Here is a 24,407-nt window from a genome sequence, read left to right on the forward strand (position 1 = left end):
CCATTGACATGACCGATAAAAAACTCCGCTCCGACCGCTGGTTCGCACCCGACGACCTGCGCAGCTTCGGCCACCGCTCTCGCATGATGCAGCTTGGTTATGCGGAGGAGGATTTTGTTGGCAAGCCTGTCATTGGTATTCTCAATACCTGGTCGGAGCTGAACACCTGTCACTCGCATTTCCCTGAAAGGGTGAAGGATGTAAAGCGCGGCGTGTTGCAGGCGGGAGGCTTCCCCGTCGAAATGCCATCGCTATCGGTCGATGAAAGCTTCACCAAGCCGACATCGATGCTTTACCGCAACATGCTGGCGATGGAGACGGAAGAAATGATCCGCTCGCATCCGCTTGATGGCGTGGTGCTGATGGGCGGATGCGACAAGACCACGCCCGGTCTCGTCATGGGGGCAATCTCGGCCGGTGTGCCGATGATCTATCTGCCGGCCGGCCCGATGTTGCGGGGCAACTATGCAGGCAAGGTTCTGGGCTCTGGCTCGGATGCCTGGAAATATTGGGACGAACGCCGCGCCGGTAACGTCACCGATGAGGAGTGGCGCGGCGTGCAAGGTGGCATCGCCCGCTCTGCCGGCGTGTGCATGACCATGGGTACGGCCTCGACCATGACGGCCATTGCTGATGCGCTTGGCATCACGCTGCCGGGTGCCTCCTCTATTCCGGCTGTCGATGCCGAGCATCAGCGTATGTCCGCTGCCTGTGGCCGCCGCATCGTCGAGATGGTTTCGGAAGACCTGACGCCGAACCATATCCTGACAGCGGCAGCGTTCCGTAATGCCGCCATCGTCGCAATGGCGACGGGTTGTTCCACCAATGCCGTCGTGCACCTCATCGCCATGGCGCGCCGCGCCGGTGTGCCAATGACGCTGGATGAGCTGGACGAGCTTGGCCGCGTCACGCCACTCATCGCCAATGTCCGTCCTTCCGGCAAAGACTATCTGATGGAGGACTTCTATTATGCCGGTGGTCTGCGGGCGCTGATGAAGCAGCTGGAAAGCCGTCTCGACTGTTCGGTGCTGACCGTCACCGGCCGCAGCATGGGCGAAAACCTCGAGGGCGCGAAAGTCTATAATGACGACGTCATCCGCTCGCTCGATAATCCGGTCTATGCAGAAGGATCGCTTGCCGTCTTGCGTGGCAATCTCTGCCCCGACGGCGCCGTCATCAAGCCTGCTGCCTGTGATCCCAAACTCCATGTGCATCAGGGCCCGGCGCTGGTGTTTGACAGCTACCCCGAAATGAAGGCCGCCATCGACGATGAGAATCTCGATGTGACGCCTGACCATGTGCTGGTGCTGCGCAACGCCGGTCCGCTCGGCGGTCCCGGCTTTCCGGAATGGGGCATGTTGCCCATTCCCAAGGCGCTGATCAAAAAGGGCCACCGCGACATGCTGCGCATTTCCGATGCACGCATGTCCGGCACCTCCTATGGCGCCTGCGTGTTGCATGTCGCGCCGGAAAGCTTCGTCGGCGGCCCGCTGGCACTGCTGAAAACCGGCGATATCGTCCGCCTCGACCTGCCGCAGCGTCGCCTCGATATGCTGGTCAGCGAAGAAGAGATCGCTCAGCGTCGGGCGGCATGGCAGACGCCTGTGCCGCGTTATGAACGCGGTTACGGATATCTCTTCTCCAAGCACGTGACGCAGGCCGATCAGGGTTGCGACTTCGACTTCCTGCAGACGGATTTCGGTCGCTCCGCTGGTGAGCCGGATATTTTCTAAGGGGCACCGTCATGTTGAAGCGATTGCTCATCACCGGTGCCGGCGGAAAGCTGGGCAGCATGTTGCGCGGGCGGCTTGGCCATGTTGCCGAAACCATTCGCCTGTCCGACGTCGTTGATCTCGGTTCGCCAGCGCCTCACGAAGAGCTGGTCCGCTGCGCGCTGGAGGACGAGCAGGCCGTTCGTGATCTGGTCAAGGATTGCGACGGTATCGTTCATCTCGGCGGTGTTTCCGTCGAGAGGGCTTTTGACCCCATAGAGGCCGCCAATCTGCGTGGTGTCTACAATCTCTACGAGGCGGCGAGGGCACACGGCAGCCCCCGCATCCTTTTCGCCTCCAGCAACCACACGATCGGTTATTATCCGCAGGGTCAGCAGCTTGGTCCGGATACGCCCTTTCTGCCTGATGGCCTCTATGGTGTTTCGAAGATTTTCGGGGAGGCCATTGCAAGCCTTTACCACTCCAAATTTGGTCAGGAGACGGCCATCGTGCGCATCGGCTCCTGTGACGAGAAACCCACGAACTGGCGGATGTTGTCGACCTGGCTGAGCTATGGCGACTTTGTTTCGCTGATCGAAGCCACGTTCCGCGCACCGAAACTCGGATGCCCCGTCATCTGGGGCGTTTCCGCCAATGACGACAGCTGGTGGGATAATTCCCATATCGATTTTCTCGGCTGGCAGCGGCGCGACAACGCTGCGCGCTACCGGGCCGAAATCGAGCGCGACGTGCCGCGCCCCGATTCCGAGGCTGCGATTGCAAAATATCAGGGCGGCATCTTCATAGACGAGCCCATTCACAAGACTTGAAACACATCCATCGGCCCATTGCGAGGAGACTGCCATGAATAATGAAACGCGCGAAAAACTGCTGACGATTTCCGTCGCCACACTGGCGACGGCGCTTTACAAGCGTGGCCTGCGAAACCAGGTCATTCAGGGCGTTCGCCCGCTCGGCTACAAGGGCACGAATATGGTGGGCCCAGCTTTCACGCTGCGCTACATGCCGGCCCGCGAAGACCGCAACCAGCTTGTGGAATTCCGCAATCCCGCTCATCCGCAGCGCGTCGCCATTGAAACCTGCCCGACGGGCCACGTACTTGTCATGGACAGCCGCAAGGATGCCAGCGCTGCGTCGGCCGGTGATATTCTCGTTACCCGCCTGATGGTTCGCGGCGGTGCGGGCATCGTTTCCGATGGCGGTTTCCGTGATGCGGCCACGATCGCCGAGCTGGATATCCCGGCCTATCACACCCGCCCCTCCAGCCCCACGAACCTCACCAAACACGAGGCGATCGAGATCAACGGCCCGATCGGCTGCGGCGATGCACCGGTTTTCCCCGGTGACATCATCGTCGGTGATGCGGATTGCGTCATTGTCATCCCGGCGGGCATTGCCGATGAAGTGGCGACCGAGGCCGTGGAAATGACGGCTTATGAGGATTTCGTGGTGGAGCAGGTGAAGGCCGGCCAGACGATCATCGGGCTTTACCCCTGCACCAAGGAAGAGCACCAGACCGCATTTTCCGAATGGCGCAAGAAGAATAACCGCTGAGCTTTATAGCCAGCCCAGTGCTTTCGCCGCGCGGATCGCCTCCGCGCGGCGTTTGCAATCCAGCTTGCGGAACAGGTTGCCGAGGTGAAATTTCACCGTCACTTCCGAGATGTTGAGCGTCTGGGCGATCTTCTTGTTTGACATGCCGCTCGCCAGCAGTTGCAGCATCTGCGCCTCCCGCTGCGAAAGCCCGCCATGCAGGGCGCGCGCCTGCGGGGAGTTTACCGAGGCGGCGAAAATCGACAGCGCGGTACGGACATCGGAAGAGGTTTCGATGAAACTACGGATGCGGCGATTGTTCAGAAGCGGTGACAGGAACACGCGCTCTTCCGACAGCACGCCGTTGCAGCCTAGACGCGTCGCAGATTCGAGAGCGATGAGGATATGGGCGCGGGCGGCGGCGTTGTCGCGGCGCTGGTGCGCAGTATAGCTCTGCCAGATTCTCAGTGCGACCTTCTCGCGGTTGGTTACCTTGGGGTTGGCGATCATCGCGTCTATCTGCCGCGAAAGATAAGCGCGGGGCGTGAAAAGATGCACCGCATCGCGCAGCCACGCCATCACATAGGCGATTTCGTCCCGGCGTGTCAGGCGGGACAGGTCTTCATGGGCGCTCTCTACCCAGTTGCGGCCCATGGGCATGCGGATTGCGGATAGGGTGGCTGCGGCGTCGGCCCAGCGGTTGGCGTTCTGATAGGCGATGGCCGTCCTGATCTCCATCATCGCATGGAATTGCAGCCCCTCCGAAAGATGGATCCACAGGCCATCGAGAAAGCCCGGACGAACGGTCATCGGAAAATGGTCGATCAACACCTGCGAGGCGTAAAACAGGGCAAACTGCATCAGGCTCGGCCAAATTTCGGCAGCGGCGAAGTGATCGAATTCATGCTCGACGAAATGCAGCAGATCGCGGGGCTTTCCCGCCTCATAGGCAAGGCAGGCTTCCGCCAGCCGCAGCATCCGGAACTCCTGCTCTGCATCATGCGCCACCTGCTCCAGCCGTGCGCGGGTGTCCTGCGCCGCCCGGCGGGCCAGAAGCACATCGCCGCTCATTAGCCGCAGCACAATCTGGTGCAGATGGATGAAGAATTCGAGCAGCGGCTGACCGCCCATCTTGCGCAGATAGATGAGCGCGCGGGCGGCAGCCGCTTCGGCTTCGCGAAAATTGCGGCGGCGGATTTCGAATTCGAGCAGCGCGTTGTAATAAGCTGCCCATTTGCCGTGATCGTCCATGGGATAATCGGCCATGAATTCCCCCAGACGCGTTATGACAGCGTCATTCGGGGTCAGGTCCTCGGCAATCATCAGGTTCAGGCGGAAGGTGCGGGCTGCGAAGGAGAAACGCGAGCCGCGGGCCAGCACCTTGAGCGGATCGAGATAATCCGATCCCAGGCTCTTGCCGAGCAGATGGCGCACGCGCTGCAATTCACCCTGCTTCAGCAGCGCGCGGGTGACGGCGAAGAGCACGGTTTCATTCGCTGCGATCATATCCTGCGAAAACCGCATGATTATCTCGCGGAACCGGTCGACGCTGCTCCTGTAGATCAGTTCACGGCCATCAGCGCGCTCGAGGATTTGGGCGGCATGGGTCTCATAACCACGGTCGAGCAACATGGCCATGGCGGCCAGCGAACGCCCGGCCTTTTCGAAAGCCGAGGCAACCTCCACCACGGCGCTGCCGGCTTGCAATGTCGTGAGGCGTTCTTTCGCCGCCAGCGTCAGAAGTCGTATCAGCGTGCCGTGTTTTTCCGGGTTCGCGCTCAGGAAGGGTGGCAAAAGCTCCGTCCAGTCCGCTTTGGGTTCTGCCGACGGATTTTCGAGCCAGAATGAAAGTTCCACCGTCTGGGCGGGGGAGAGATGCGGCAGATAGTTTTCCCGCAGATAGTCGGCGCAAAGTTTCTCGTCGGCCTGGCGGGCGAGGGACAGGAAGGCCGGCCACCCCGCATAGTCGTCAAGCACCAGACGCTTCTGTTCCGGTGGAAGGTGGTCCGCCTCATCCTCACCCAAGGTCAGGTCGTTCGAACCGATGGTGAGCGAACCGCGATGCAGGATCTGCCGCGCCAGCCCGCTGATGCGTTGATCCGGCCGGCAGGCGATGACGACGAAACGCACGGCTTCAAGAACAGGGGCGGGCATGCGCACCGCACGCGCGAAGACCGGCACATCCCACAGCAGCCAGCCCTTTGCCGCATCGTCGCTTCGTGGCTGGTGCGTCCGGCACACCTCTGTTCCCAGTTCCTGTGCCAGCATGTCCAGCAGCACGCTTTTCCCAGCACCCGCAGGCGCGCGCAGAAAAATCACGCCTGCGGTTTCGCTGGCAATGCGGTGGCAGAGTTCCGTCCGAGGCAGAAGCGTCATTCGAAAAGGGATAGGGGTTTTTATTTCAAAAACCTATACTCATTCTTCAAAAAACTATACCTTTCGGCAATTGTTCAAACCGACATGCGGTGAAAAATTGTGCGCAGGCAACTGATGCACAAGGAACGTTCCACCGATGCAGCAACATCCGCTGGTCGCGATTTTGAACAGGCTCGGCGCTTTCGTGCTGGTCATGATCGCCCTGTCCATCATGATTTTCGCGTTGGCCCGCGTGGTACCGGGAGATCCCGCCCGCATGGCGCTCGGCCCGGCGGCAACGCAGGAACAGGTAGATGCGCTGCGCGGCGAGATGGGTCTCGATAAGCCGCTGGCTGTCCAATATCTCGACTACATCGGCAATGCGCTGCATGGCGATCTCGGCTTCTCGCTGGTGTCCCAGCGTCCCGTCACCACCGATCTGGCGCAGACTGTTCCCGCCACCGTCGAGCTGGTGTTGGTCTCCGTGATCTTCATGTTCGCCGTCGCCATCCCGCTCGGCGTCATCACCGCGCATTACCGCGACCGGCCGCTTGATCACATCGGCCGCATCCTGTCGCTCACCGGGGTGACGATCCCGAGCTTTCTCTTCGCCATCACGCTGCAATTGCTGGCCGCCAGGTTTCTCTCCGGCTGGCCGATCATCGGCAGGCTCGATCACGGGCTCGGCTGGCAGGGTGGTCCGACCGGCTTCATCCTGATCGACGGCACGTTGGCCGGACGTTTCGATGTGGTGCTGGATGCGCTGAAGCATCTCGCGTTGCCGGCCTTTGCGCTTTCCATGGCAGGCATCGGCCAGATCACCCGCATCACGCGCTCCTCGATGATCGAGAACCAGCGCAAGGACCATGTGCTGACCCTGCAAAGCTTCGGCGTGCCGGAGCGGGTCATCATCTTCCGTTATCTCTTGAAGCTCTCTTCCATTGCGCCGCTGACGATCATGGGTCTCGAATTCGCGTCCTTGATCGGCAATGCCTTCGTGATCGAGATGGTCTTCGCCTGGGGTGGTTTTGCCTCCTACGGGCTGAACGCCATCCTTCAGAAAGACCTCAATGCCGTGACCGCCGTGGTGCTGGTGGCCGGCCTGTTCTTCATCGTTGCGAACCTGATTGTGGATGTCCTGATCTCGATCATCGACCCGCGCCTGCGCCGCAAGGAGGCTCGCTGATGGCTGATATGAAAATGCTCGAACCCACCGACCGGGGCCTAAGCGCCGGTTACATGATGTGGTATCGTTTCAGCCGCAATCCGGCGGCGGTCATCGGCTCACTGATCCTGTTATCGGTGCTGGTGCTGGCGATCTGCGCGCCCTGGCTCACCCCTTACCCCAAACATATCGGCGCGGTCGTCGATTTCCGCGCCCGCCATATGCCGCCGGATCTGGAGCACTGGTTCGGCACCGACAAGGCCGGACGCGATATCTTTTCCCGTACCATTTTCGGGCTGCGTGTTTCCCTCCTTCTCGTCATCGGCGTGCTCGGAATCTCGGTTCCCGTCGGCACGGTGCTCGGCCTGATCGCCGGTTATTTCGGCGGCTGGACCGAGAAACTCATCAGCGGCCTGACGAATGTGATGCTGGCCATGCCGCCGCTCGTGATGGCGCTGGCGGTCTCCAACCTTCTGGAACCGACGCTGACGAACGCCATGATCGCGATCACCCTTCTGTGGTGGACCTGGCATGCGCGGCTGATCTATTCGGTATCGAAGTCCATCGCGTCCGAGGATTACATCGAGGCGGCGCGCCTTGCCGGTGCCGGTCCGCTGCACATTCTCTTTCGCGAAATCCTGCCTAATTGCGTCTCGGTCATATCCGTCAAGACGACGCTGGATGCCGCCTTTGTCATTCTCTTCGGTGCGACGCTGAGCTTCCTCGGTTTCGGCGTCAAGCCGCCGACCCCCGACCTTGGATCGATGGTTGCCGACGGGCGCCAGTTCATGCCGGATTTCTGGTGGGAAGTGCTCTGCCCCGGTGCAGCCGTGCTTTACGTGACGCTGGGTTTCAACCTGCTGGGCGACGGCCTGCGTGACATGTTCGACGTGGAAAGCTAAAGTCATGACTGAACCGCTTCTCAAGGTCGAAAACCTCAACGTCACCTTCACCAATTACGGCCGCACGCGCCACGTGCTGCGCGATGTCGCCTTCACGGTTGCCGCGGGCGAACGCGTGGCGCTGATCGGCGAAACCGGATCTGGAAAATCGGTCACCGCCAAGACGATCATCGGCACCCTGCCGAAGAATGCCGCGATCACGTCCGGCGCCATCATCATCGATGGCCGGGATGTGCTTGCCCTGCCGCGCAGGGAACGGGAGGCCCTGAAGGGAACGGCGTTTTCGCTGATCATGCAGGACCCGCTGTCTTCCTTCAATCCGGTCTTCAAGATCGGAACGCATCTCGATGATGTCATGCGCTTTGCCGACAAACGCGATGGCATCAACTCGTCCAAGACCGAGCGCCGCACCCGCATTGCGGCGGTTCTGCGCCGGGTGCAGCTTGCCGATACCGAGCGGGTGATGAATGCCTATCCGTCCGAGCTTTCGGGCGGCATGCGCCAGCGTGTGCTGATTGGGCTTGCGCTGCTGCATCAGCCAAAGCTCCTGATCGCCGATGAGCCGGGCACGGCGCTTGACGTGACGACGCAGGATGAAATCCTCAACCTCATCAACCAGCTGGTGGCCGAAGAAAACATGGCGCTGCTGATGATCACCCACAATCTCGGCGTCGTGCGCAAGGTGGCGGACCGGGTCGTGGTCATGCATCATGGCGATATCGTCGAGACCGGTCCCTGCACGCAAATCCTGCATGCCCCCGCTGCGGATTATACGCGTTCGCTGCTGGATGCGGTGCCGCCGCTCTATGGCTCACGTGTCACGGATCTCGCGCAAAGCACGCGGCAGCCGATCATCACCATCGAAGGCCTGAACAAGATTTACGGCAGACGCAATGGCTACCATGCCGTGCGTGACGTGAACCTGACGCTGAAGCAAGGCGAGGTTTTTGGCCTTGCGGGTGAATCCGGCTCCGGCAAGACCTCGGTTGCCCGCATGATCATGGGCCTTTCGCGTCCCACGTCTGGCAATCTTGTCATCGACGCCCCGGCGCCTGAGCGCGGCAAGCGGTTGACGCAGATCGTCTATCAAAATCCCGGCACCTCGCTCAATCCGAAGCGTACTGTCAAACAGACGCTTGCCCTGCCGTTGAAATCCATCGGCATGGACGGGCAGGCGCGGGAAAACCGGATGCAGGAACTGTTGGGGTTGGTGCGGTTGCCGCAATCCTATCTCGGCAAATATCCGCATGAGCTTTCCGGCGGACAGAAGCAGCGCGTGGCGATTGCCCGCGCGCTCGCGGCAGAGCCGAAAATCCTCATCCTCGATGAGCCGACGGCGGCACTCGATGTTTCGGTGCAGAAGACGGTGATCGACCTTCTCCTGCAGCTGCGCGAGGAGCTTGGCCTGACCTATCTGATGATCTCGCACGACCTGTCGCTGATGCGCAATTTTTGCTCGCGCATCGCCATCATGCTGCGCGGCGAGATCGTTGAGGAGGGCGTGACGTCTGCGGTCTTCGCCCAGCCGTCGCATCCCTATACCCGCGCCCTGATCGCGGCGATCCCCGTCGTCACCGACGAGGAAGAGCGTCTGAAACCCACCGTGACCGAGGAAGAGCGCATGCGCTTCCTCGTAAAAACGACCGATTGATGAAAGAGGAGCCTGACGTGTATCGCGTTGGAATTGACGTCGGCGGCACGAATACCGATGCCGTTGTGTTACAGGATAAAACCGTTCTGGCGGGGGTTAAGGCCTCTACCACTGAGGATGTGACGGCCGGTGTCATCGAAGCCCTTGAAAAGGTCATCGAGGCGTCGGGCATCGACCGGGCGCGCATCGGCGCCGTGATGATCGGCACCACGCATTTCACCAATGCGGTGATCGAGCGCCGGCATATGGATGAGGTCGCCGCCATCCGGCTCGGCCTGCCATCCGGCGCCGGCCTGCCGCCAATGGTGGACTGGCCGGATGATCTCAAGGAAATCGTTGGCAACCACGGTTATCAGGTCCGGGGCGGCTATGAGTTCGATGGTCGCGAAATTTCGCCGCTCGATGAGGACGAGATCGTCCGTATCGCCGCCGATATCCGCGCCAAGGGCCTGAAGGCCGCCGCCGTCACCTGCGTTTTCAGCGGCATCAATGATGCAATGGAACTGCGGGCGAAGGAAATTCTGCAGGAGCGCTGCCCCGGGCTGCCGGTGGTGATGTCCAAGGATATTGGCCGTCACGGTCTGCTTGCGCGTGAAAGTGCGGCGATCATGAATGCCAGCCTCCTGTCGCTTGCCGACCGCACCGTTGCGGCTTTCGGCGAGGCGTTGAAGGCGGCGGGCATTACCTGCCCGTTTTATATCACCCAGAACGACGGCACGCTGATGGCGGCGGATGTGGTGCGCGGCTTCCCCGTGCTCACCTTCGCGTCCGGCCCGACAAATTCCATGCGCGGTGCGGCTTTCCTCACCGGCCTTAAGGATGCCGTGGTGGTGGATGTCGGCGGCACTACCTCCGACGTCGGCTCGCTGTCGCACGGCTTTCCGCGGCAGGCGTCTACGACGGTGGATATTGGCGGCGTGCGTACCAATTTCCGCATGCCGGACGTCTTCTCCATCGGCCTTGGCGGCGGCTCACTGGTGGTCAATGGCGATCATGGCCTGACCGTCGGACCGAAATCTGTCGGTTACCGCGTTCGCCGCGATGCGCTCTGCTTCGGCGGCTCGACCCTGACGGCAACCGATATTGCCGTTGCATCCGGCAAGGCGGATGTGGGTGAGAAGGCGCTGGTGTCCATTCTCGATAAAAGGCTGGTGGATGCTGCGGTCCAAAAGATCAACGACATGCTCGAGGCCTGTGTGGAACGCAGCCGCATCTCGTCATCGCCGGTGCCGGTGATTGCCGTTGGCGGCGGTTCGATCCTCATGCCGGATCGTATCGGCGACCTGGAGGTCATCCGGCCCGAGAATTTCGCGGTGGCCAATGCCGTCGGCGCGGCGATCGCGCAGATCAGCGGCGAGACCGATCGCGTCTTCTCGCTGGTCGAGGGGCGAACGCGCGAGAGCGCGCTGGCCGAGGCCGAGGCTGAGGCACGCGAGAAGGCGATTGCGGCAGGCGCACTCGCAGAGACGTTGGAAGTCATCGAGCGCGAGGATATGCCGCTCGCATACCTGCCGGGCAATGCCACCCGCATTCATGTGAAAGTTGTTGGAGAAATGGGGGCCAATCATGGCTGACACGCGCAAGCTGAAATATGACGAAGCGGCATTGCGCACGCTGACGCGGGAAGATCTCGACGCGCTGGAAATCGGTGCCGGCATTCTCGGCACTGGTGGCGGCGGCAATCCTTATCTTGGCAAGCTGCTGGCGCTGGAGGCCATGAAGGCCGGTTACGAGTTGAAGATCCTTGCAACCGACGCCATCGAGCCTGATGCGCTTTGCATGTCCATCGGCGGCATCGGCGCGCCTGTCGTTGGCGTGGAGCGCATCCGCGAGGGCCGCGAAGGCCTGCGGTGCCTGCGCGCGATGGAAGAGCTGATCCGCACGCCCGTGGACGCCATCGTCTGCGAGGAAATCGGCGGTTCCAACTCCATGAACCCGCTGGTCACAGCGGCGCTGGGCGGCCTGCCGATCCTCGATTGCGACGGCATGGGCCGGGCTTTCCCGGAAATGCAGATGACCACCTTCTCCATCTATGGTCACAGTTCCACCCCATCGGTGATGTGTGACCTGCATGGCAATGCGGTCATCTTCAGCCACGCCGTTTCCGAAGTCTGGCACGAGCGTATGGCCCGCGCCTGCGTCGTTTCGCAGGGCGGCGGCGCGATGCTGGCGACCGCGCCGATGCAGGCGCATTACGTGCACCAGTATGGCATTCCGAAAACCTATACCAAGGCGATCGCCATCGGTGAGGCGGTGATCCGCGCCCGCAAGCAGCAGGAAGACCCGATTGCGGCTGTCTGCGCGCTGGAAGGCGGACGACGCATCTTCAACGGCAAGATCACTGATCTGAAGCGCCATCTGCGCGGCGGTTTCGCCGTGGGCGATGTCGAGCTTTCCGGCTTTGACGATTGCTCGGGCCAAACGGCAAGCGTGGCGATCCAGAACGAATTCCTGCTGTTCCGCCGTGACGGCAAGGTGGAAGTGACCGTGCCCGACCTGATCGTCCTGCTCGATGTCGACACGGGGTATCCGATCACCACCGAAGTGCTGCGCTACGGCCAGCGTGTGGCCGTCATCGCCATTCCCTGCCACGACCTTCTGCGCAGCGCCCGCGCGCTTGAGGTCGTTGGACCGGCGGCATTCGGTTACCCGGAAATTCCTTTCTCACCGCTGCCCGTACCGGTCAGCAAGGCTGCCTAACCATAAGTGGGGCCAATGCCCCCAATAAAGAGGAGAACGATAATGAAAATGCCTGTACTTTCTTCCCGTCTCGCCGCGCTGGCGCTAGGCACGGCGCTCGTGCTGCCGTTTGTTTCTTCCGCTGCCTTTGCGGAAGACAAGGTATCGGTCGCGGTCAACACCATGCAGATATTCAGCTCGCTCGACCCCGCGAAGGTGACGGATTACACCGGCTACATGGCAATCGTGAACATGTATGACGGCCTGACCACGGTGAACGCCAAGGGCGAAATCGTGCCGCATCTGGCGAAATCCTGGGATATTTCGCAAGATGGCCTGACCTACACCTTCCACCTGCGCGGCGATGCGAAGTTTCAGGATGGCACGGCGGTAAAGGCTGCCGATCTTGCCTGGTCGATCCAGCGCCTGCTCGGCATCAACAAGGGTCCGTCGAACCTCATCATCGGCGTGCTCAAGCCCGAAAACGTCACCGCGCCTGACGATGCGACGCTGGTCATGAAGATCGAGCGCCAGTTTTCGCCCTTTATGGCCGCCACACCGCTGATGATGGCTCTGAACAAGACGCTGATCGAAGCCAATGCCAAGCCCGAAGACAAATGGGGCGAGGCTTATGTGGGCGAAAATTCCGCCGGTTCCGGCCCCTACAAGCTCGTCAGCTACAATCGTTCCGCCGATATGGTCATTGCCCGCAACGCCGATTATTTCCTTGGCTGGAGCAAAGGCAAGCCGATTGACGAAGTGCGCTTCGTGCAGACGAGCGACGACGCCACCGTCAAGGCGCTCGCTGAAAAGGGCGAACTTGGCCTTTCATCGCACGGTCTTGGCAACGACACCTATGAATCCATCGGCCGGATGAAGGGCTACAAGCTGATCCAGACCCGCACCGCCGGCGGTTTTGTCATCAAGCTGAACACCAAGGTTTACCCAACCGACGACGTTCACGTTCGCCGCGCCATCGCCTATGCGACGGACTACAAGACGATCCAGGAAGTGATCTATCCCGGTTTCGATATGCAGGGGCCGCTTTCCGATGCCTTCAAGGATGCGCATAACGGTGACATCCAGCCCGGCGTTTATGATCTGGAAAAAGCCAAGGAAGAACTGGCCAAGTCGAAATATGCCGGGCAGAAGATCACGCTCGTCAACAGCTATGTCGCTTCGCTCGCCTTCGAGGCGGAAGTGGCGTTGCTGCTGCAATCCAGCCTCGAGCAGATCGGCATCACGCTTGATATCAAGCCTGAGCCGTGGAACCGCATCGTCGAGCTGTCTTCCAAGCCGGAAACGACGCCGGCATCGACGCAGGTGAACATCTCGCCGACCTATCCGTCGCCGGATGCGATGTTCTACAACCAATATCACTCCAAGGCCTCCGGCACCTGGATGTCGATGGAATGGTTGCAGAATGCCGAGATCGACGGGTTGATCGACAAGGTCCGCGCCACCACCGATGTCAGCGAGCAGAACACCACCTACAAGGAGCTGCAGACGAAGATCGCCGATCTTCAGCCGGATGTCTGGGCCGTTGCGCCGAACCGCCGTTATGCCGCGAACAAGTGCCTTCAGGGTTACGAGTTCATTCCCATGCAGAGCTGGGACCTGAACTTCTCCAATTTCCATTGGGACTGCAAAGCGGAGTGATCTTCGCTTCATGAAAACCGGCCCCGCCACAAAGGCGGGGTTGGCCAGACTTGGAACTTCAAAGGGAAGGAGCATCGCTTGCAGCCGGAAAGGCTGTGGCATGCCCGAGGATGACGCATGATCCAGGAATTTTCCGAAGACGATATCGAACCTCTGGCCACCGGCGCCTGGATTCTGGGAACGGGCGGCGGCGGCAACCCCTATATCTCGACGCTCAATCTGCGCCGTCTTTATGACGAAGGCAAACGGGTGAAGGTCATGGATCCCATGGCGCTCGCCGATGACGACATGGTTGCGGTCGTCTCCAAGATGGGTGCGCCGCTTGTTGGTCAGGAGCGGTTGGGAGACCCTGCCCATCTCGCTCGCGCTGTCGAGGTGATGGAGGATTATCTCGGCAAGCCGTTCCGGGCGATCATGAGCGTCGAAATCGGCGGTTCGAACGCACTGTCGTCCTTCCTCGCCGCCGCCATGCTTGACCGACCGGTCGTGAATGCCGACGCCATGGGACGCGCCTATCCGGAAGCGCAGATGACATCCTTCGCCATCGGCAACCTGCCGATGTTTCCGCTGTCGCTGGTCGATGTGCGCGACAATGAGGTGATCGTCACGCGGGCGGCCTCCTGGAAGTGGATGGAGCGCATCTCGCGCAAGGTCTGCACCGAAGTCGGCTCCACCGCCGCCACCTGCAAGGCACCGCGCACCGGCAGGGAAGTGAAGGAATGGGGCATTCACTACACCGTCACCAAGGCGACCGAACTCGGGCGCGCGGTGATGGAGGCGCGTGCGCGCCATGACGATCCGGTTCAGGCGGTTCTCGATCATGAGGGCGGCAAGCAGCTGTTCCGCGGCAAGGTGGTGGATGTGGCCCGCGAGACCACCGGTGGTTTCCTGCGCGGCAGCACGACCATCGAAGGCATCGATGCCGACCGCGGTTCGCGCATGGAACTGGCCTTCCAGAACGAATGGGCGGTCGCCTTCCGCGATGGCCAGCCGGTTGCCATGACGCCGGACCTGCTTTGCCTTCTCGACACTGTTTCCGGCGGCGCCATCGGCACGGAATCGGTGCGTTACGGCCAGCGCGTCACGGTTGTCGCCTTACCCGCGCCGGAGCTTTTGACGACACCTGCCGGCATCGCTGCCGTCGGCCCGCGCGCCTTCGGTTATGACATTGATTTCAGATCGGTATTCCCATGAAACGCATCGGTATTGACGTTGGCGGCACCAATACGGATGCCGTTCTGATCGATGGAGACACTATCGTCGCCTCCATCAAGGTCCCGACCACGCAGGATGTCCTCTCCGGCGTAAAGGCGGCGCTCGCTCATGTGGCAGGCCATGTCGGCGCGGCGGACCGGCCGATCGATGCCGTGATGATCGGCACCACCCATTTCACCAACGCAGTGGTGGAGCGCGCCAGGCTGGAGCGGGTCGCCGCCATCCGCATCGCGCTGCCGACAGGTTCTTCGCTGCCGCCGATGTGTGATTGGCCGAAGGATCTCCGTGAGGCCGTCGATCCGCTGATCTTCATGGTGCATGGCGGCCATGAGTATGACGGCAGCCCGCTGGTGCCGATGATCCCCGACGAAATCCGCGAGGCGGCGATGAAAATTCGCGATGCGGGCATTACCTCCATCGCCATTTCGGCGACCTTCTCGCCGCTGACGACGGAGTGCGAGGTGAGGGCGGCGGAGATTGTGCGTTCGGTGATCCCTGATGCGCGCATCACGCTTTCCCATACGCTTGGCCGCATCGGGCTTCTGGAGCGTGAGAATGTCGCCCTCCTGAATGCTGCCTTGCAGACGCTTGGCAAGACCACCGTTCAGGCATTTTCGGATGCGCTGCGCGAAGCCGGTGTGAAAGCACCGTTCTATCTGACTCAGAACGATGGCACGGTGGCGCTGGCGGATGTGGCTGCCGCAAACCCCGTGCACAGCTTCGCCTCCGGCCCGACCAATTCGATGCGCGGTGCGGCGTTCCTCACCGGACTTTCCGATGCCATGGTGGTGGATGTCGGCGGCACCACCTCCGATATTGGTTGCCTTGTCGGCGGTTTTCCGCGGGAGGCGAACAATATCGTCCATATTGGCGGGGTGCGCACGCTTTTCCGCATGCCCGATCTTCTACCGATTGCGCTCGGCGGTGGCACCATCGTCGATCCGCAGACAGGCAAGATCGGTCCGCGCTCGGTGGGGTATCGCATTCTCACGGAAGCCCGCGTTTTCGGCGGCGAAACGCTGACGACATCGGATATTGCCGTGGCCGCAGGCCTGATCGAGATGGGTGACAGAGATCGCGTGAAGGGTCTGGACCCGGCTTTCGTGCAGGCCTCGCTTCAACGCATCCGTGACATGGTGGCCGACAGTTTCGACCAGATGAAGACTTCTGCGGAAGACGTGCCGCTGGTTGCAGTCGGCGGCGGAGCTTTCCTCATTCCCGAAACGGTTCCGGGCGCATCGGAAGTGCTGCGTGTGGAAAATGCCGGCGTTGCCAATGCGCTCGGCGCGGCCATGGCGCAGGTTTCCGGCGAGGTGGATCAGGTCTTTTCCGGCCTGAGCCGCGACGAAGCCCTTGCGAAAGCCGAGACCGAAGCACAGAACGCGGCGGTTGCTTCAGGTGCGGAGCGCGAAAGTCTCAAGACGCTTGAAGTCGAGGATATCCCGATCGCCTATCTGCCTGGGGGCGCGCGCCGTGTCCGCGTGCGGGTCATCGGCGATATCTCCTTTCATTGATGGTAAGAGGCCCTGCCGGGACAGGGCTACGAGGGAGTGAGCACATGACGAAGATCGCACTGGCCATTCATGGTGGTTGTGGCGTGATGCCGGAAGACAGCATGACGGCCGAGGAGTGGGCTGCCGCGCGTGATGATCTGGCGGCAGCGCTGCGTGCCGGTTACGGTGTGCTGAAGGCTGGCGGAACCGCGCTCGAAGCCGTCGAGGCGGCTGTCGTCGTCATGGAGGATAGCCCGCATTTTAATGCCGGGCATGGTGCCGCACTCAACGAAAACGGCATTCACGAACTCGACGCCTCGATCATGGATGGTGAAACGCTGGCGGCAGGTGCGATCAGCGCATCCCGTGCCATTCGCAATCCGGTGAAGGCGGCTCGCGCGCTGATGGTGGATGAACGTGCCGTCTATCTGACGGGTGAGGCGGCCGACCGCTTCGCAAAGGAAAAAGGGCTTGCCACCGAGCCTCAATCCTATTTCACCACGCAAAAGCGCGTGGAGGCGCTGGCGGCGATGAAGCACCATGCCGCCACAGGCACGGAAGCGACCGAAAACGAAAAACACGGAACCGTTGGTGCGGTGGCGCTCGATGCGGCGGGGCACCTTGCCGCGGCCACTTCGACGGGTGGTTACACCAACAAACCGGACGGCCGGGTGGGCGACAGCCCGGTAATCGGTGCCGGCACCTATGCGCGTGATGGCGCCTGCGCTGTATCAGGCACCGGCAAGGGCGAGTTTTTCATCCGTTATGTCGTCGGCCATGAGATCGCGTCCCGCGTCGCCTACCTCGGACAGGATCTGGAAACCGCTGCCGGCAATCTGGTCCACAAGGATCTGGCCCCCTATGATATCGGTGCCGGACTTGTGGCGATCGACGCCGAAGGCGGCATTGCCGCACCCTATAACACGCCCGGCATGTTTCGTGGCTGGGTGACGCCATCGGGCGAGGCACGCGTTGCCACCCATGACACGGTCTATGAGGTGAAATTGTAGGCCGCTATCTCGTTCGGAATAAAAAACCGGTGACATGAAGCACTATCGGCGGCAAAAGGTTTGAACCGATACAGGCGCGTTTTTCATCCATGGTGCTGGCCTCATGAACATCAAGCAACTCGAAGTCCTGCGCACGCTTCTCTCCACCGGCTCCACCATCGCTACAGCCAAGGCCATGGGCCTCAGCCAGTCCGGTGTCAGCCGGCTTCTGGCGCAGCTGGAGGCGGACCTGTCGCTGACGCTGTTTGCCCGTGACAAGGGGCGGCTGATACCGACGCCGGAGGCCGCACTTCTTGCCAGCGATGCGGAAAATGTGCTGCTTGCCGTTGATCGTATGTCCGGCCACGCTGAAGATCTGCGTAATGGTGCGGCCGGTCCGGAAATCGTCCGCATCGGCCTGCCGAGCAGCATGTGGGAAAATTTTGCGCCCGCGATGCTGATCGACTATGTCAGGGATTTTCCGGGGGTGCGTATCGAGACTTTTTTCGAAACGACCACCGCCATCAACAAGCTGGTCGGCGAGCGGGTAATTGATCTCGGTTTCCTGCGAATGGAAGGCGAGATCGGGCCGGGCATCGATGTCGAGCGTGTTGCGACTGGTAAAAGCGTCTGCGTGGTCCGGCAGGACCATCCGCTTGCCGGGCTTGCCGAAATCACCGTCAAGGACCTGCGCAACATTCCGCTGATCCTGATCGGCCGGCAGCGGCCGAACCGCATGGCGCTCGATCAGGTCTTCAAGAAGGCGGGCGTCAAACCGATGGTGAAGATCGAGACCCATACCAACAGTTCCGCCTGCGCCTATGTCGCGCACGGGCTGGGGGTGACGATCATCAGCAGTTTTTACGCGAATCTTTACCGGCACCTTCCCGTCGTCGCCCGGCCGTTTATTCCCCAGTCGACGCAGGAGTTCGGCCTTGCCCGCGCCTCCGGCGCGCCGCTCTCCATCGCCGCGCAGGCGCTCAGCGACGCCCTGAAGCGGGAAATCCAGCTATCGCAAAAAATCGACTGAGAACGGGGTTTTACGCAAGAAATCTCATTGTCTCTGTCAGGGCAGAACATGCGGCCATTCTGCATAGACGTATGACGTTTACGCATAATATTGCGCCTTATTTATCATTCCGTCATAGTCATCGGCAACGAAACCGATAGAGGCGGGATTTCATTCCCGGCCATCAATCGTGGGGAACCGATGATAAGATTTATACTGAGCCGTCTTTTGATGGCGCTGCCGACGATCGCATTTGTGTCGATCACGGTTTTTGCGCTCATCCGCTTCATTCCGGGCGATCCGGCCGCCCTGATGCTGGGCGATATGGCGCAACCCGAGCAGATCGAGGCGATGAGGACCGAACTCGGCCTCGACAAGTCCATGCCGCAACAATTCGTCATCTGGGCCGGCAATGTGGTGCAGGGCGATTTCGGCCGCTCCATCGTCAATGACGAGGCGGTGTTGCCGCTGGTCGTGTCGCGCTTTCTTGTCAGTGCAGAGATCGTCGTGGTCGCCGTGCTGCTCGCCAGCCTGATTGCGGTTCCGGCGGGTGTTATCGCCGCCTGGAAACAGAACAGCCTGACCGATTTGGCGCTGGTGGGCACAGCAACCCTGCTCTTGTCCATCCCGACATTCTGGCTGGGCCTTCTGCTTCTGCTGTTCTTCGGTCTCAAGCTCGGCTGGTTGCCGGTGCTGGGATATGTGTCGATCGGCGACAATCTCGTCGGCGGCATGCTTTATCTCGTCCTGCCTGTCATGACGCTTGTCATCCACGAAATGGGTGTTCTGATCCGCATGGCGCGCGCCTCCACGCTGGAAGTGCTGCGGCTGGATTACATCACCCATGCCCGCGCCAAGGGGCTTTCGGAAAGCGCTGTACTCTGGCGGCACGCCTTCAAGAATGCGTTTGGCCCGACCTGGACGATGATCGGCCTTATCCTCGGCAATCTTCTCGGCGGCATCGCCGTCATCGAGACGGTGTTCACCATTCCGGGTCTCGGACGGCTGATGGTCGATAGTATCTTCGCCCGCGACTACCCCGTGATCCAGGGCTGCCTGCTGTTCGTCTCGCTGTCCTATGTGCTGGTCAACCTCTTCGTCGACCTTCTTTATCCCCTCTTCGATCCGCGGGTGGTTGCCGAATGAAAAAGTTCACACTCAACGGGCTTATCGGCGGCTTTCTCATCGCCATCCTGCTCATCACAGCCATGACAGGCCTGCTCTGGACGCCGTATGATCCGATGAAGCTCGGTTTCGCCTCGCGTCTGGCCGGCCCAAGCGCCAGTCATCTGCTCGGCACCGACGAATTCGGGCGCGATGTTTTGAGCCGCCTGATGGTCGGCGCGCGCGCGAGCGTCTGGATCGGCTTCCTGACGGTCAGCTTCGCGACGATCTTCGGTACCCTGATCGGCCTTGTCAGCGGTTATGCGCGCGGCTGGGTGGATGGCGTCATCATGGCCATCAACAATGCACTCTTGGCCTTTCCGGGTATTCTTCTGGCACTCGGTTTGCTCGCGGTGTTCGGCGCAAACCAGTATGGCATCATCTTCGCGCTCGGCATCGCCTATACGCCATCCATGGCCCGCGTGGTGCGCGGTGCGGTGCTTTCTCTGCGTGAGCGGGAATTCATCGAGGCGTCGCTGGTGATGGGCAATGGCGAGATCTACACCATGTTCCGCCATATCCTGCCCAATTGCATCGCGCCGATCACGGTTCTTGCCACCTCCATGTTCGGCTGGGCCATCCTGTCGGAAAGCGCGCTCTCCTTCCTCGGTCTCGGTGTGCCGCCGCCGGCCCCTACTTGGGGCAACATGCTGGCCGCCGGCCGGCCCTTCATCCAGCAGGCCGTCTGGCTCGGGCTGTTCCCCGGTCTCTGCATCGCGCTGACGCTGCTCGGCATCAATCTTCTGGGCGATGCCCTGCGCGACAGGCTTGACCCGCGCATGAGAGGTCTCAAATGACGGACAATACTCTTCTTACCGTGCGCGGCCTTTCGCTGGAGGTCAAAGGAAGTGGCCACCGGGTGGTGAAGGATGTCTCCTTCGATATTGCCGCTGGCGAAATCTTCGGCATCGTCGGCGAAAGCGGATCGGGAAAAACGCTTGCCACACGCTCGCTCATTTCGCTTCTGCCGCCTGCGATTGCCGTTACCGGCGGATCGGTCATCTACAAGGGGCAGGACGTGATGTCCCTGCCGGCGAGCGCGCTTCGCCGCCTGCGCGGCGCAGAGATCGGCGTCGTGTTTCAGGAGCCGATGACCTCCCTCAATCCGTCGATGACGATCGGCCGACAGCTGGAAGAGGGGTTGGTCCTTCACACGAAGCTGTCGCCGGAAGAGCGCCGCGAGAAAATTCTCGGCATGTTGCGGCGGGTCGGCATCCGCGACCCCGAAGGCGCACTGGCAGCCTATCCGCATGAGTTTTCAGGCGGCATGCGCCAGCGCATCATGCTGGCCTCGGTCATGCTCCTGAAACCGGCCTTGCTGATTGCGGATGAGCCGACGACGGCGCTCGATGCGGTCATCCAGCGCGACGTCATGGAACTGATGGTGGAACTGACGCGGGCTGAAGGCACCGCCGTGCTGCTCATCAGCCACGATCTGCCGATGGTGGCGCGTTATACCAGCCGCATCGTGGTGATGGAAAAAGGCGCCATCGTAGAACAGGGCCGCACCGAAGACCTGCTGGATGCGCCGCAGCATCCCTATACGAAAAAGCTGCTTTCCTCGCTGCCCTTTCGGGGGCAGCCGCGCGCCATCGACACCAGCAAGGCACCGATGGTTTCGGCAAGGAATATCGTCGTCGATTATGCCGGCCGCAAGTCGCTGCTCAAAAAAGCCAAGTCGAAGCGGGCGCTGCATGGTGTCAGCATCGATATTCACGAGGGCGAGGTCGTGGCGCTGGTCGGCGGCTCCGGTTCCGGCAAGACCACGCTTGGACGCACCATTGCCGGTCTGGTCAAGGAAAGCGAAGGGCAAATCCGCTTTCAGGGCCGCGAGCGCAACGAGGACTGGAACGATTATCGCCTGAATTGCCAGATGGTGTTTCAGGATCCCTATTCCTCCCTCGATCCGCGCATGACCATTCAGGAGCTGGTGGAAGAGGCGTTGCGCCTCGTGCCCGGCCTCGATCAGGCCGCCAAGCGCAAGCGGGCGCTGGAAACGCTAGAGGAGGTGGGGCTGGCTGCGGATTTTGCCGCCCGGTATCCGCACGAGCTTTCCGGCGGCCAGCGCCAGCGTGTGGCGATTGCCCGCGCCATTGCCCGCCGCCCGCGTTTCCTGATCGCCGACGAACCGGTGTCCGCGCTTGACGTGACGGTGCGGGCGCAGGTGCTCGATCTCTTTTCCGATCTGCAGAAACGTTATGGTTTTTCCTGCCTATTCATCAGCCACGATCTCGGCGTGGTCGAACAGGTGGCCGACCGTGTCGTCGTCATGCAGGACGGCCGCATCATCGAAGAAGGTGACCGCGACACGATTTTCGACAGCCCGAGAGAGGCCTATACGCGCCGGCTGCTCTCGGCCATTCCCGCCCTCGACCAGAATGAAAAGGGTGGTGTGACACTGAAATGGCGTCTGGAAGATGAAGTTTAACAGGAAGATGACAATGACCGTGGCTGCCCAACTGAATGCGATCTGTGATGCACAGCCTTTCGTGACGCGCTTCATGGTGCGCAATCTCCTGACCGGCGAAGAGATCGGGCGGGGAGAAAACGAGGAGACGCCATCGGGCAGTACCCGCAAGACGTCGATCATGATGGCCGTGCTCAAGGCCGCAAGCGAAGGCCGGATCGATCTCGACCAGCCCGTCACCTATGAGAAGCGGCTGGCGGAAGAGGTGGCGAGCGGCATGTTCCGCTATATGACGCCGGGTATCGTCATCTCCCTGCGCGATGCGCTGGCCGGCATGATGGTGCTGAGCGACAATGTCTGCACCAAGATGGTCTTGGAACGGCTGACGCTGGAAGAGGTGGACAGCTATTGCAAATCGCTCGGCATGGCCAATACCCACCACCGTTTCCTCATTCCGCCATTGGCGCTTGCAGCGGATCATCCGCTGAAGACCGTCACCACCACCTCGGCGGCGGATCAGGTGCTTCTGCTGCAGACCATCCTCGATGCCCAGTCCTCGCCGGAGGCGCAGGCAAAGCTCGGTTGCAGCCCGCAATTATGCGGTTGGGCGATGCAGACGCTGAAAAACCAGATTTTGCGTTATGGAATCCGCTCCCGCCTGCCTTTCGAGGCCATGGTGGCCAGCAAGAGCGGACGCGGCAAGCGCGGGCGCATGGATGCCGGCATCGTCTACAGAAACGGCGCGCCGTCTTTCATCATCACCGCCTATACCGACGAGGTGCCGCAAACCATGCCTGATGGTACGCCCGGATACACCATCGCGCTCGAAACGATCGGCCGGCTGGCACAGGCCTGCTGGGACGGGTTTTAATCAATCACAATCAACGACAACAAAGAGGGTAGAACAGTGAAAAAACTTCTTCTCGCAGGCGTTGCCCTGCTGGTAACGGCCAATATCGCGGCGGCCCGCGACATCACCATTGCGCAAAGCTCGGATCTGCGCAGCAACAATCCGGGCGTGAACCGTGACGGCAATACGGACGGGGTTATCCTGCATATCGTCGAAGGCCTTGTCGGTTATAACAATGCCGGCGAGGTGAAACCGCTTCTCGCCGAAAGCGTCGAGGTTGCGCCTGATGGCCTGACCTATACGTTCAAGCTGCGCAAGGACGTGAAATTCCACAATGGCAAGCCGCTCACCGCAGCGGATGTCGTCTGGAACTGGACACGTTACCTGAAGCCGGAAACCAAATGGGCCTGCCTCAATGATTTTGCGGAAGGCGGGGCAGCACACGTCACCGGCGTCAAGGCCACGGATGCATCCACGGTCGAGATCACGCTTGCAAAACCCTCCGCCGTTTTTCTCGGCCTGATGTCGCGGCCGGAATGCGGTTATACCGGCATGATCTCGCCGGAATCCGTCGCTGCCGATGGCAGCTTCGTCAAGCCGATCGGCACCGGCCCTTTCCAGTGGGATGAGTGGAAGAAGGGCGAATATATCCGCCTTGCCAAATTTGCCGATTATGTTTCGCCGGCCAATGACGGCAAGCCTGACGGCATGGTCGGCTCCAAGCGGCCGCTGGCCGACGGCATCAAGTTCATGGTCATTCCGGACGCTTCGACCGTGAAGGCGGGCCTTGAATCCGGTGTGCTCGATACGGCCGAGATTTCTCCCGATCTCATTCCGGAATTCAAGACCAACGAGAAGATGCAGCTCATCGTTGCCCGCAACAACGGCAAGAACCTGTTCTACATCCAGACGCGCGACAAGGTGCTGAGCAACCCCGGCGTGCGCCGCGCCATGGCGATGGCGCTTGATCTCGACGAACTGGTCGCCGCCGCATCGAACGGCACGGGCGAAGCCAACGGTTCGATGGTCTCGCAGGACTCGGTCTATTTCGACGAGACCCAGAAGAAGCGCCCGGCCTATGATATCGAGGCAGCCAAGAAGGAACTGGCTGCTGCCGGTTACAAGGGCGAACCGATCTCCATCATCGCCAACAAGCGCGGCAACGTGCCGAGCTTCCCGGCTGCTGTCATGGCGCAGGCGATGATGCAGCAGGCGGGTCTCAACGTGCAGATCGAGGTGCTGGATTATGCCACGCAGGTCGACCGCCGTCGTTCCGGCAATTATCAGGTGATCTCACAGTCTGTCGCCCCGCGCCTCGATCCGGCTCTGATGTATGCCTTCTATGTCGGCAACAAGGACAAGAACGCCTCGTTGATGTGGGATGATCCGAAGGCGATCGAGCTGATGAAGGCCGCCTATGTCGAGGCCGACCAGACCAAGCGTCAGAAGATTTTTGACGAGTTCCATGAGCTGATGCTGAAGGAAATGCCCGGCATCTTCCTTTACGACATGGTCGACGTCTGGGGTGCGACGAAGAAGCTCAAGGGCCAGCCGGTCTGGCAGTCGAACGCCCGCCTCTGGGAAGTCTCGGTCGACAACTGAT

Annotated in this window: 19 protein-coding genes; 18 read left to right on the plus strand and 1 reads right to left on the minus strand. The window is 61.0% G+C overall.

Annotation, left to right across the window (positions count from 1 at the left end; all coding sequences use genetic code 11):
- Positions 1-8 precede the first annotated feature (8 nt).
- Genes araD through JZX89_RS06330 form a run of 3 tightly spaced genes read left to right on the plus strand, consistent with a single transcriptional unit; the run spans position 9 to position 3,287 of the window.
- Positions 9-1,733, plus strand: coding sequence for an L-arabinonate dehydratase (gene araD, locus JZX89_RS06320; RefSeq protein ID WP_153514726.1), 1,725 nt, complete (start codon positions 9-11; stop codon positions 1,731-1,733).
- A gap of 11 nt (positions 1,734-1,744) precedes the next feature.
- Positions 1,745-2,542 carry an NAD-dependent epimerase/dehydratase family protein gene (locus JZX89_RS06325; RefSeq protein WP_207133442.1) on the plus strand — a complete coding sequence of 266 codons (798 nt, stop codon included), beginning with the start codon at positions 1,745-1,747 and terminating at the stop codon, positions 2,540-2,542.
- 34 nt (positions 2,543-2,576) lie between these two features.
- Entirely contained in the window at positions 2,577-3,287 is a 711-nt protein-coding gene (locus tag JZX89_RS06330) for a ribonuclease activity regulator RraA (RefSeq protein ID WP_207133443.1), read from the plus strand.
- Between the two features lie 3 nt (positions 3,288-3,290).
- Here JZX89_RS06330 and JZX89_RS06335 read toward each other — a convergent pair whose 3' ends face one another.
- Complete coding sequence (locus JZX89_RS06335; protein WP_207133444.1) at positions 3,291-5,642, minus strand: helix-turn-helix transcriptional regulator; 2,352 nt, start codon at positions 5,640-5,642, stop codon at positions 3,291-3,293.
- A gap of 136 nt (positions 5,643-5,778) precedes the next feature.
- Here JZX89_RS06335 and JZX89_RS06340 point away from each other — a divergent pair, with 136 nt between their 5' ends.
- From JZX89_RS06340 to JZX89_RS06410, 15 genes are all read left to right on the plus strand, one after another.
- Positions 5,779-6,807 carry an ABC transporter permease gene (locus JZX89_RS06340; protein ID WP_006311992.1) on the plus strand — a complete coding sequence of 343 codons (1,029 nt, stop codon included), beginning with the start codon at positions 5,779-5,781 and terminating at the stop codon, positions 6,805-6,807.
- A complete protein-coding gene (locus JZX89_RS06345) occupies positions 6,807-7,688 on the plus strand; it encodes an ABC transporter permease (RefSeq protein WP_207133445.1) in 882 nt (293 codons plus the stop codon). The genes JZX89_RS06340 and JZX89_RS06345 overlap by 1 nt, the downstream gene beginning before the upstream one ends.
- 4 nt (positions 7,689-7,692) lie before the next feature.
- Entirely contained in the window at positions 7,693-9,339 is a 1,647-nt protein-coding gene (gene nikE, locus JZX89_RS06350; protein WP_207133446.1) for a nickel ABC transporter ATP-binding protein NikE, read from the plus strand.
- A gap of 17 nt (positions 9,340-9,356) precedes the next feature.
- Positions 9,357-10,913 carry a hydantoinase/oxoprolinase N-terminal domain-containing protein gene (locus tag JZX89_RS06355; RefSeq protein WP_207133447.1) on the plus strand — a complete coding sequence of 519 codons (1,557 nt, stop codon included), beginning with the start codon at positions 9,357-9,359 and terminating at the stop codon, positions 10,911-10,913.
- Positions 10,906-12,039 (plus strand): S-methyl thiohydantoin desulfurase family protein, encoded by a 1,134-nt coding sequence (locus tag JZX89_RS06360; RefSeq protein ID WP_153514735.1) that lies wholly within the window; start codon positions 10,906-10,908, stop codon positions 12,037-12,039. Before JZX89_RS06355 ends, JZX89_RS06360 begins: the two co-directional genes overlap by 8 nt.
- A gap of 42 nt (positions 12,040-12,081) precedes the next feature.
- Positions 12,082-13,677, plus strand: a complete 1,596-nt coding sequence (locus tag JZX89_RS06365) for an ABC transporter substrate-binding protein (RefSeq protein WP_207133448.1) — start codon at positions 12,082-12,084, stop codon at positions 13,675-13,677.
- 117 nt (positions 13,678-13,794) lie between these two features.
- A complete protein-coding gene (locus JZX89_RS06370) occupies positions 13,795-14,871 on the plus strand; it encodes an S-methyl thiohydantoin desulfurase family protein (protein ID WP_207133449.1) in 1,077 nt (358 codons plus the stop codon).
- Positions 14,868-16,406 carry a hydantoinase/oxoprolinase N-terminal domain-containing protein gene (locus JZX89_RS06375; RefSeq protein WP_207133450.1) on the plus strand — a complete coding sequence of 513 codons (1,539 nt, stop codon included), beginning with the start codon at positions 14,868-14,870 and terminating at the stop codon, positions 16,404-16,406. Before JZX89_RS06370 ends, JZX89_RS06375 begins: the two co-directional genes overlap by 4 nt.
- A 44-nt stretch (positions 16,407-16,450) precedes the next feature.
- A complete protein-coding gene (locus JZX89_RS06380) occupies positions 16,451-17,395 on the plus strand; it encodes an isoaspartyl peptidase/L-asparaginase family protein (protein WP_207133451.1) in 945 nt (314 codons plus the stop codon).
- Positions 17,396-17,498: 103 nt separating this feature from the next.
- Entirely contained in the window at positions 17,499-18,404 is a 906-nt protein-coding gene (locus JZX89_RS06385) for a LysR family transcriptional regulator (RefSeq protein ID WP_153514743.1), read from the plus strand.
- 180 nt (positions 18,405-18,584) lie between these two features.
- The gene (locus JZX89_RS06390) at positions 18,585-19,529 is read left to right on the plus strand and encodes an ABC transporter permease (RefSeq protein WP_153514744.1); all 945 of its coding nucleotides are present in this window, start codon (positions 18,585-18,587) and stop codon (positions 19,527-19,529) included.
- Positions 19,526-20,344 carry an ABC transporter permease gene (locus JZX89_RS06395; protein ID WP_153514746.1) on the plus strand — a complete coding sequence of 273 codons (819 nt, stop codon included), beginning with the start codon at positions 19,526-19,528 and terminating at the stop codon, positions 20,342-20,344. The genes JZX89_RS06390 and JZX89_RS06395 overlap by 4 nt, the downstream gene beginning before the upstream one ends.
- Positions 20,341-21,975: an ABC transporter ATP-binding protein gene (locus JZX89_RS06400; protein WP_207133452.1), complete on the plus strand. Its 1,635-nt coding sequence runs from the start codon at positions 20,341-20,343 to the stop codon at positions 21,973-21,975. Before JZX89_RS06395 ends, JZX89_RS06400 begins: the two co-directional genes overlap by 4 nt.
- Positions 21,976-21,988: 13 nt before the next feature.
- Positions 21,989-22,825 carry a serine hydrolase gene (locus JZX89_RS06405; protein WP_188356019.1) on the plus strand — a complete coding sequence of 279 codons (837 nt, stop codon included), beginning with the start codon at positions 21,989-21,991 and terminating at the stop codon, positions 22,823-22,825.
- Positions 22,826-22,861: 36 nt separating this feature from the next.
- Positions 22,862-24,406 carry an ABC transporter substrate-binding protein gene (locus JZX89_RS06410; RefSeq protein WP_207133453.1) on the plus strand — a complete coding sequence of 515 codons (1,545 nt, stop codon included), beginning with the start codon at positions 22,862-22,864 and terminating at the stop codon, positions 24,404-24,406.
- Position 24,407: the final 1 nt, after the last annotated feature.

The sequence above is a fragment of the Agrobacterium burrii genome, from assembly GCF_017313405.1.
Classification (GTDB): domain Bacteria; phylum Pseudomonadota; class Alphaproteobacteria; order Rhizobiales; family Rhizobiaceae; genus Agrobacterium; species Agrobacterium burrii.

Bases quoted from the DNA above. Each gene is read 5' to 3' on its own strand.
- JZX89_RS06325 (WP_207133442.1), top strand. From the start codon at position 1,745: ATGTTGAAGCGATTGCTCATCACCGGTGCCGGCGGAAAGCTGGGCAGC.
- JZX89_RS06400 (WP_207133452.1), top strand. From the start codon at position 20,341: ATGACGGACAATACTCTTCTTACCGTGCGCGGCCTTTCGCTGGAGGTC.
- araD (WP_153514726.1), top strand. From the start codon at position 9: ATGACCGATAAAAAACTCCGCTCCGACCGCTGGTTCGCACCCGACGAC.
- JZX89_RS06370 (WP_207133449.1), top strand. From the start codon at position 13,795: ATGATCCAGGAATTTTCCGAAGACGATATCGAACCTCTGGCCACCGGC.
- JZX89_RS06345 (WP_207133445.1), top strand. From the start codon at position 6,807: ATGGCTGATATGAAAATGCTCGAACCCACCGACCGGGGCCTAAGCGCC.
- JZX89_RS06365 (WP_207133448.1), top strand. From the start codon at position 12,082: ATGAAAATGCCTGTACTTTCTTCCCGTCTCGCCGCGCTGGCGCTAGGC.
- JZX89_RS06340 (WP_006311992.1), top strand. From the start codon at position 5,779: ATGCAGCAACATCCGCTGGTCGCGATTTTGAACAGGCTCGGCGCTTTC.
- JZX89_RS06360 (WP_153514735.1), top strand. From the start codon at position 10,906: ATGGCTGACACGCGCAAGCTGAAATATGACGAAGCGGCATTGCGCACG.
- nikE (WP_207133446.1), top strand. From the start codon at position 7,693: ATGACTGAACCGCTTCTCAAGGTCGAAAACCTCAACGTCACCTTCACC.
- JZX89_RS06335 (WP_207133444.1), bottom strand. From the start codon at position 5,642: ATGACGCTTCTGCCTCGGACGGAACTCTGCCACCGCATTGCCAGCGAA.
- JZX89_RS06380 (WP_207133451.1), top strand. From the start codon at position 16,451: ATGACGAAGATCGCACTGGCCATTCATGGTGGTTGTGGCGTGATGCCG.
- JZX89_RS06375 (WP_207133450.1), top strand. From the start codon at position 14,868: ATGAAACGCATCGGTATTGACGTTGGCGGCACCAATACGGATGCCGTT.
- JZX89_RS06395 (WP_153514746.1), top strand. From the start codon at position 19,526: ATGAAAAAGTTCACACTCAACGGGCTTATCGGCGGCTTTCTCATCGCC.
- JZX89_RS06390 (WP_153514744.1), top strand. From the start codon at position 18,585: ATGATAAGATTTATACTGAGCCGTCTTTTGATGGCGCTGCCGACGATC.
- JZX89_RS06405 (WP_188356019.1), top strand. From the start codon at position 21,989: ATGACCGTGGCTGCCCAACTGAATGCGATCTGTGATGCACAGCCTTTC.
- JZX89_RS06385 (WP_153514743.1), top strand. From the start codon at position 17,499: ATGAACATCAAGCAACTCGAAGTCCTGCGCACGCTTCTCTCCACCGGC.
- JZX89_RS06330 (WP_207133443.1), top strand. From the start codon at position 2,577: ATGAATAATGAAACGCGCGAAAAACTGCTGACGATTTCCGTCGCCACA.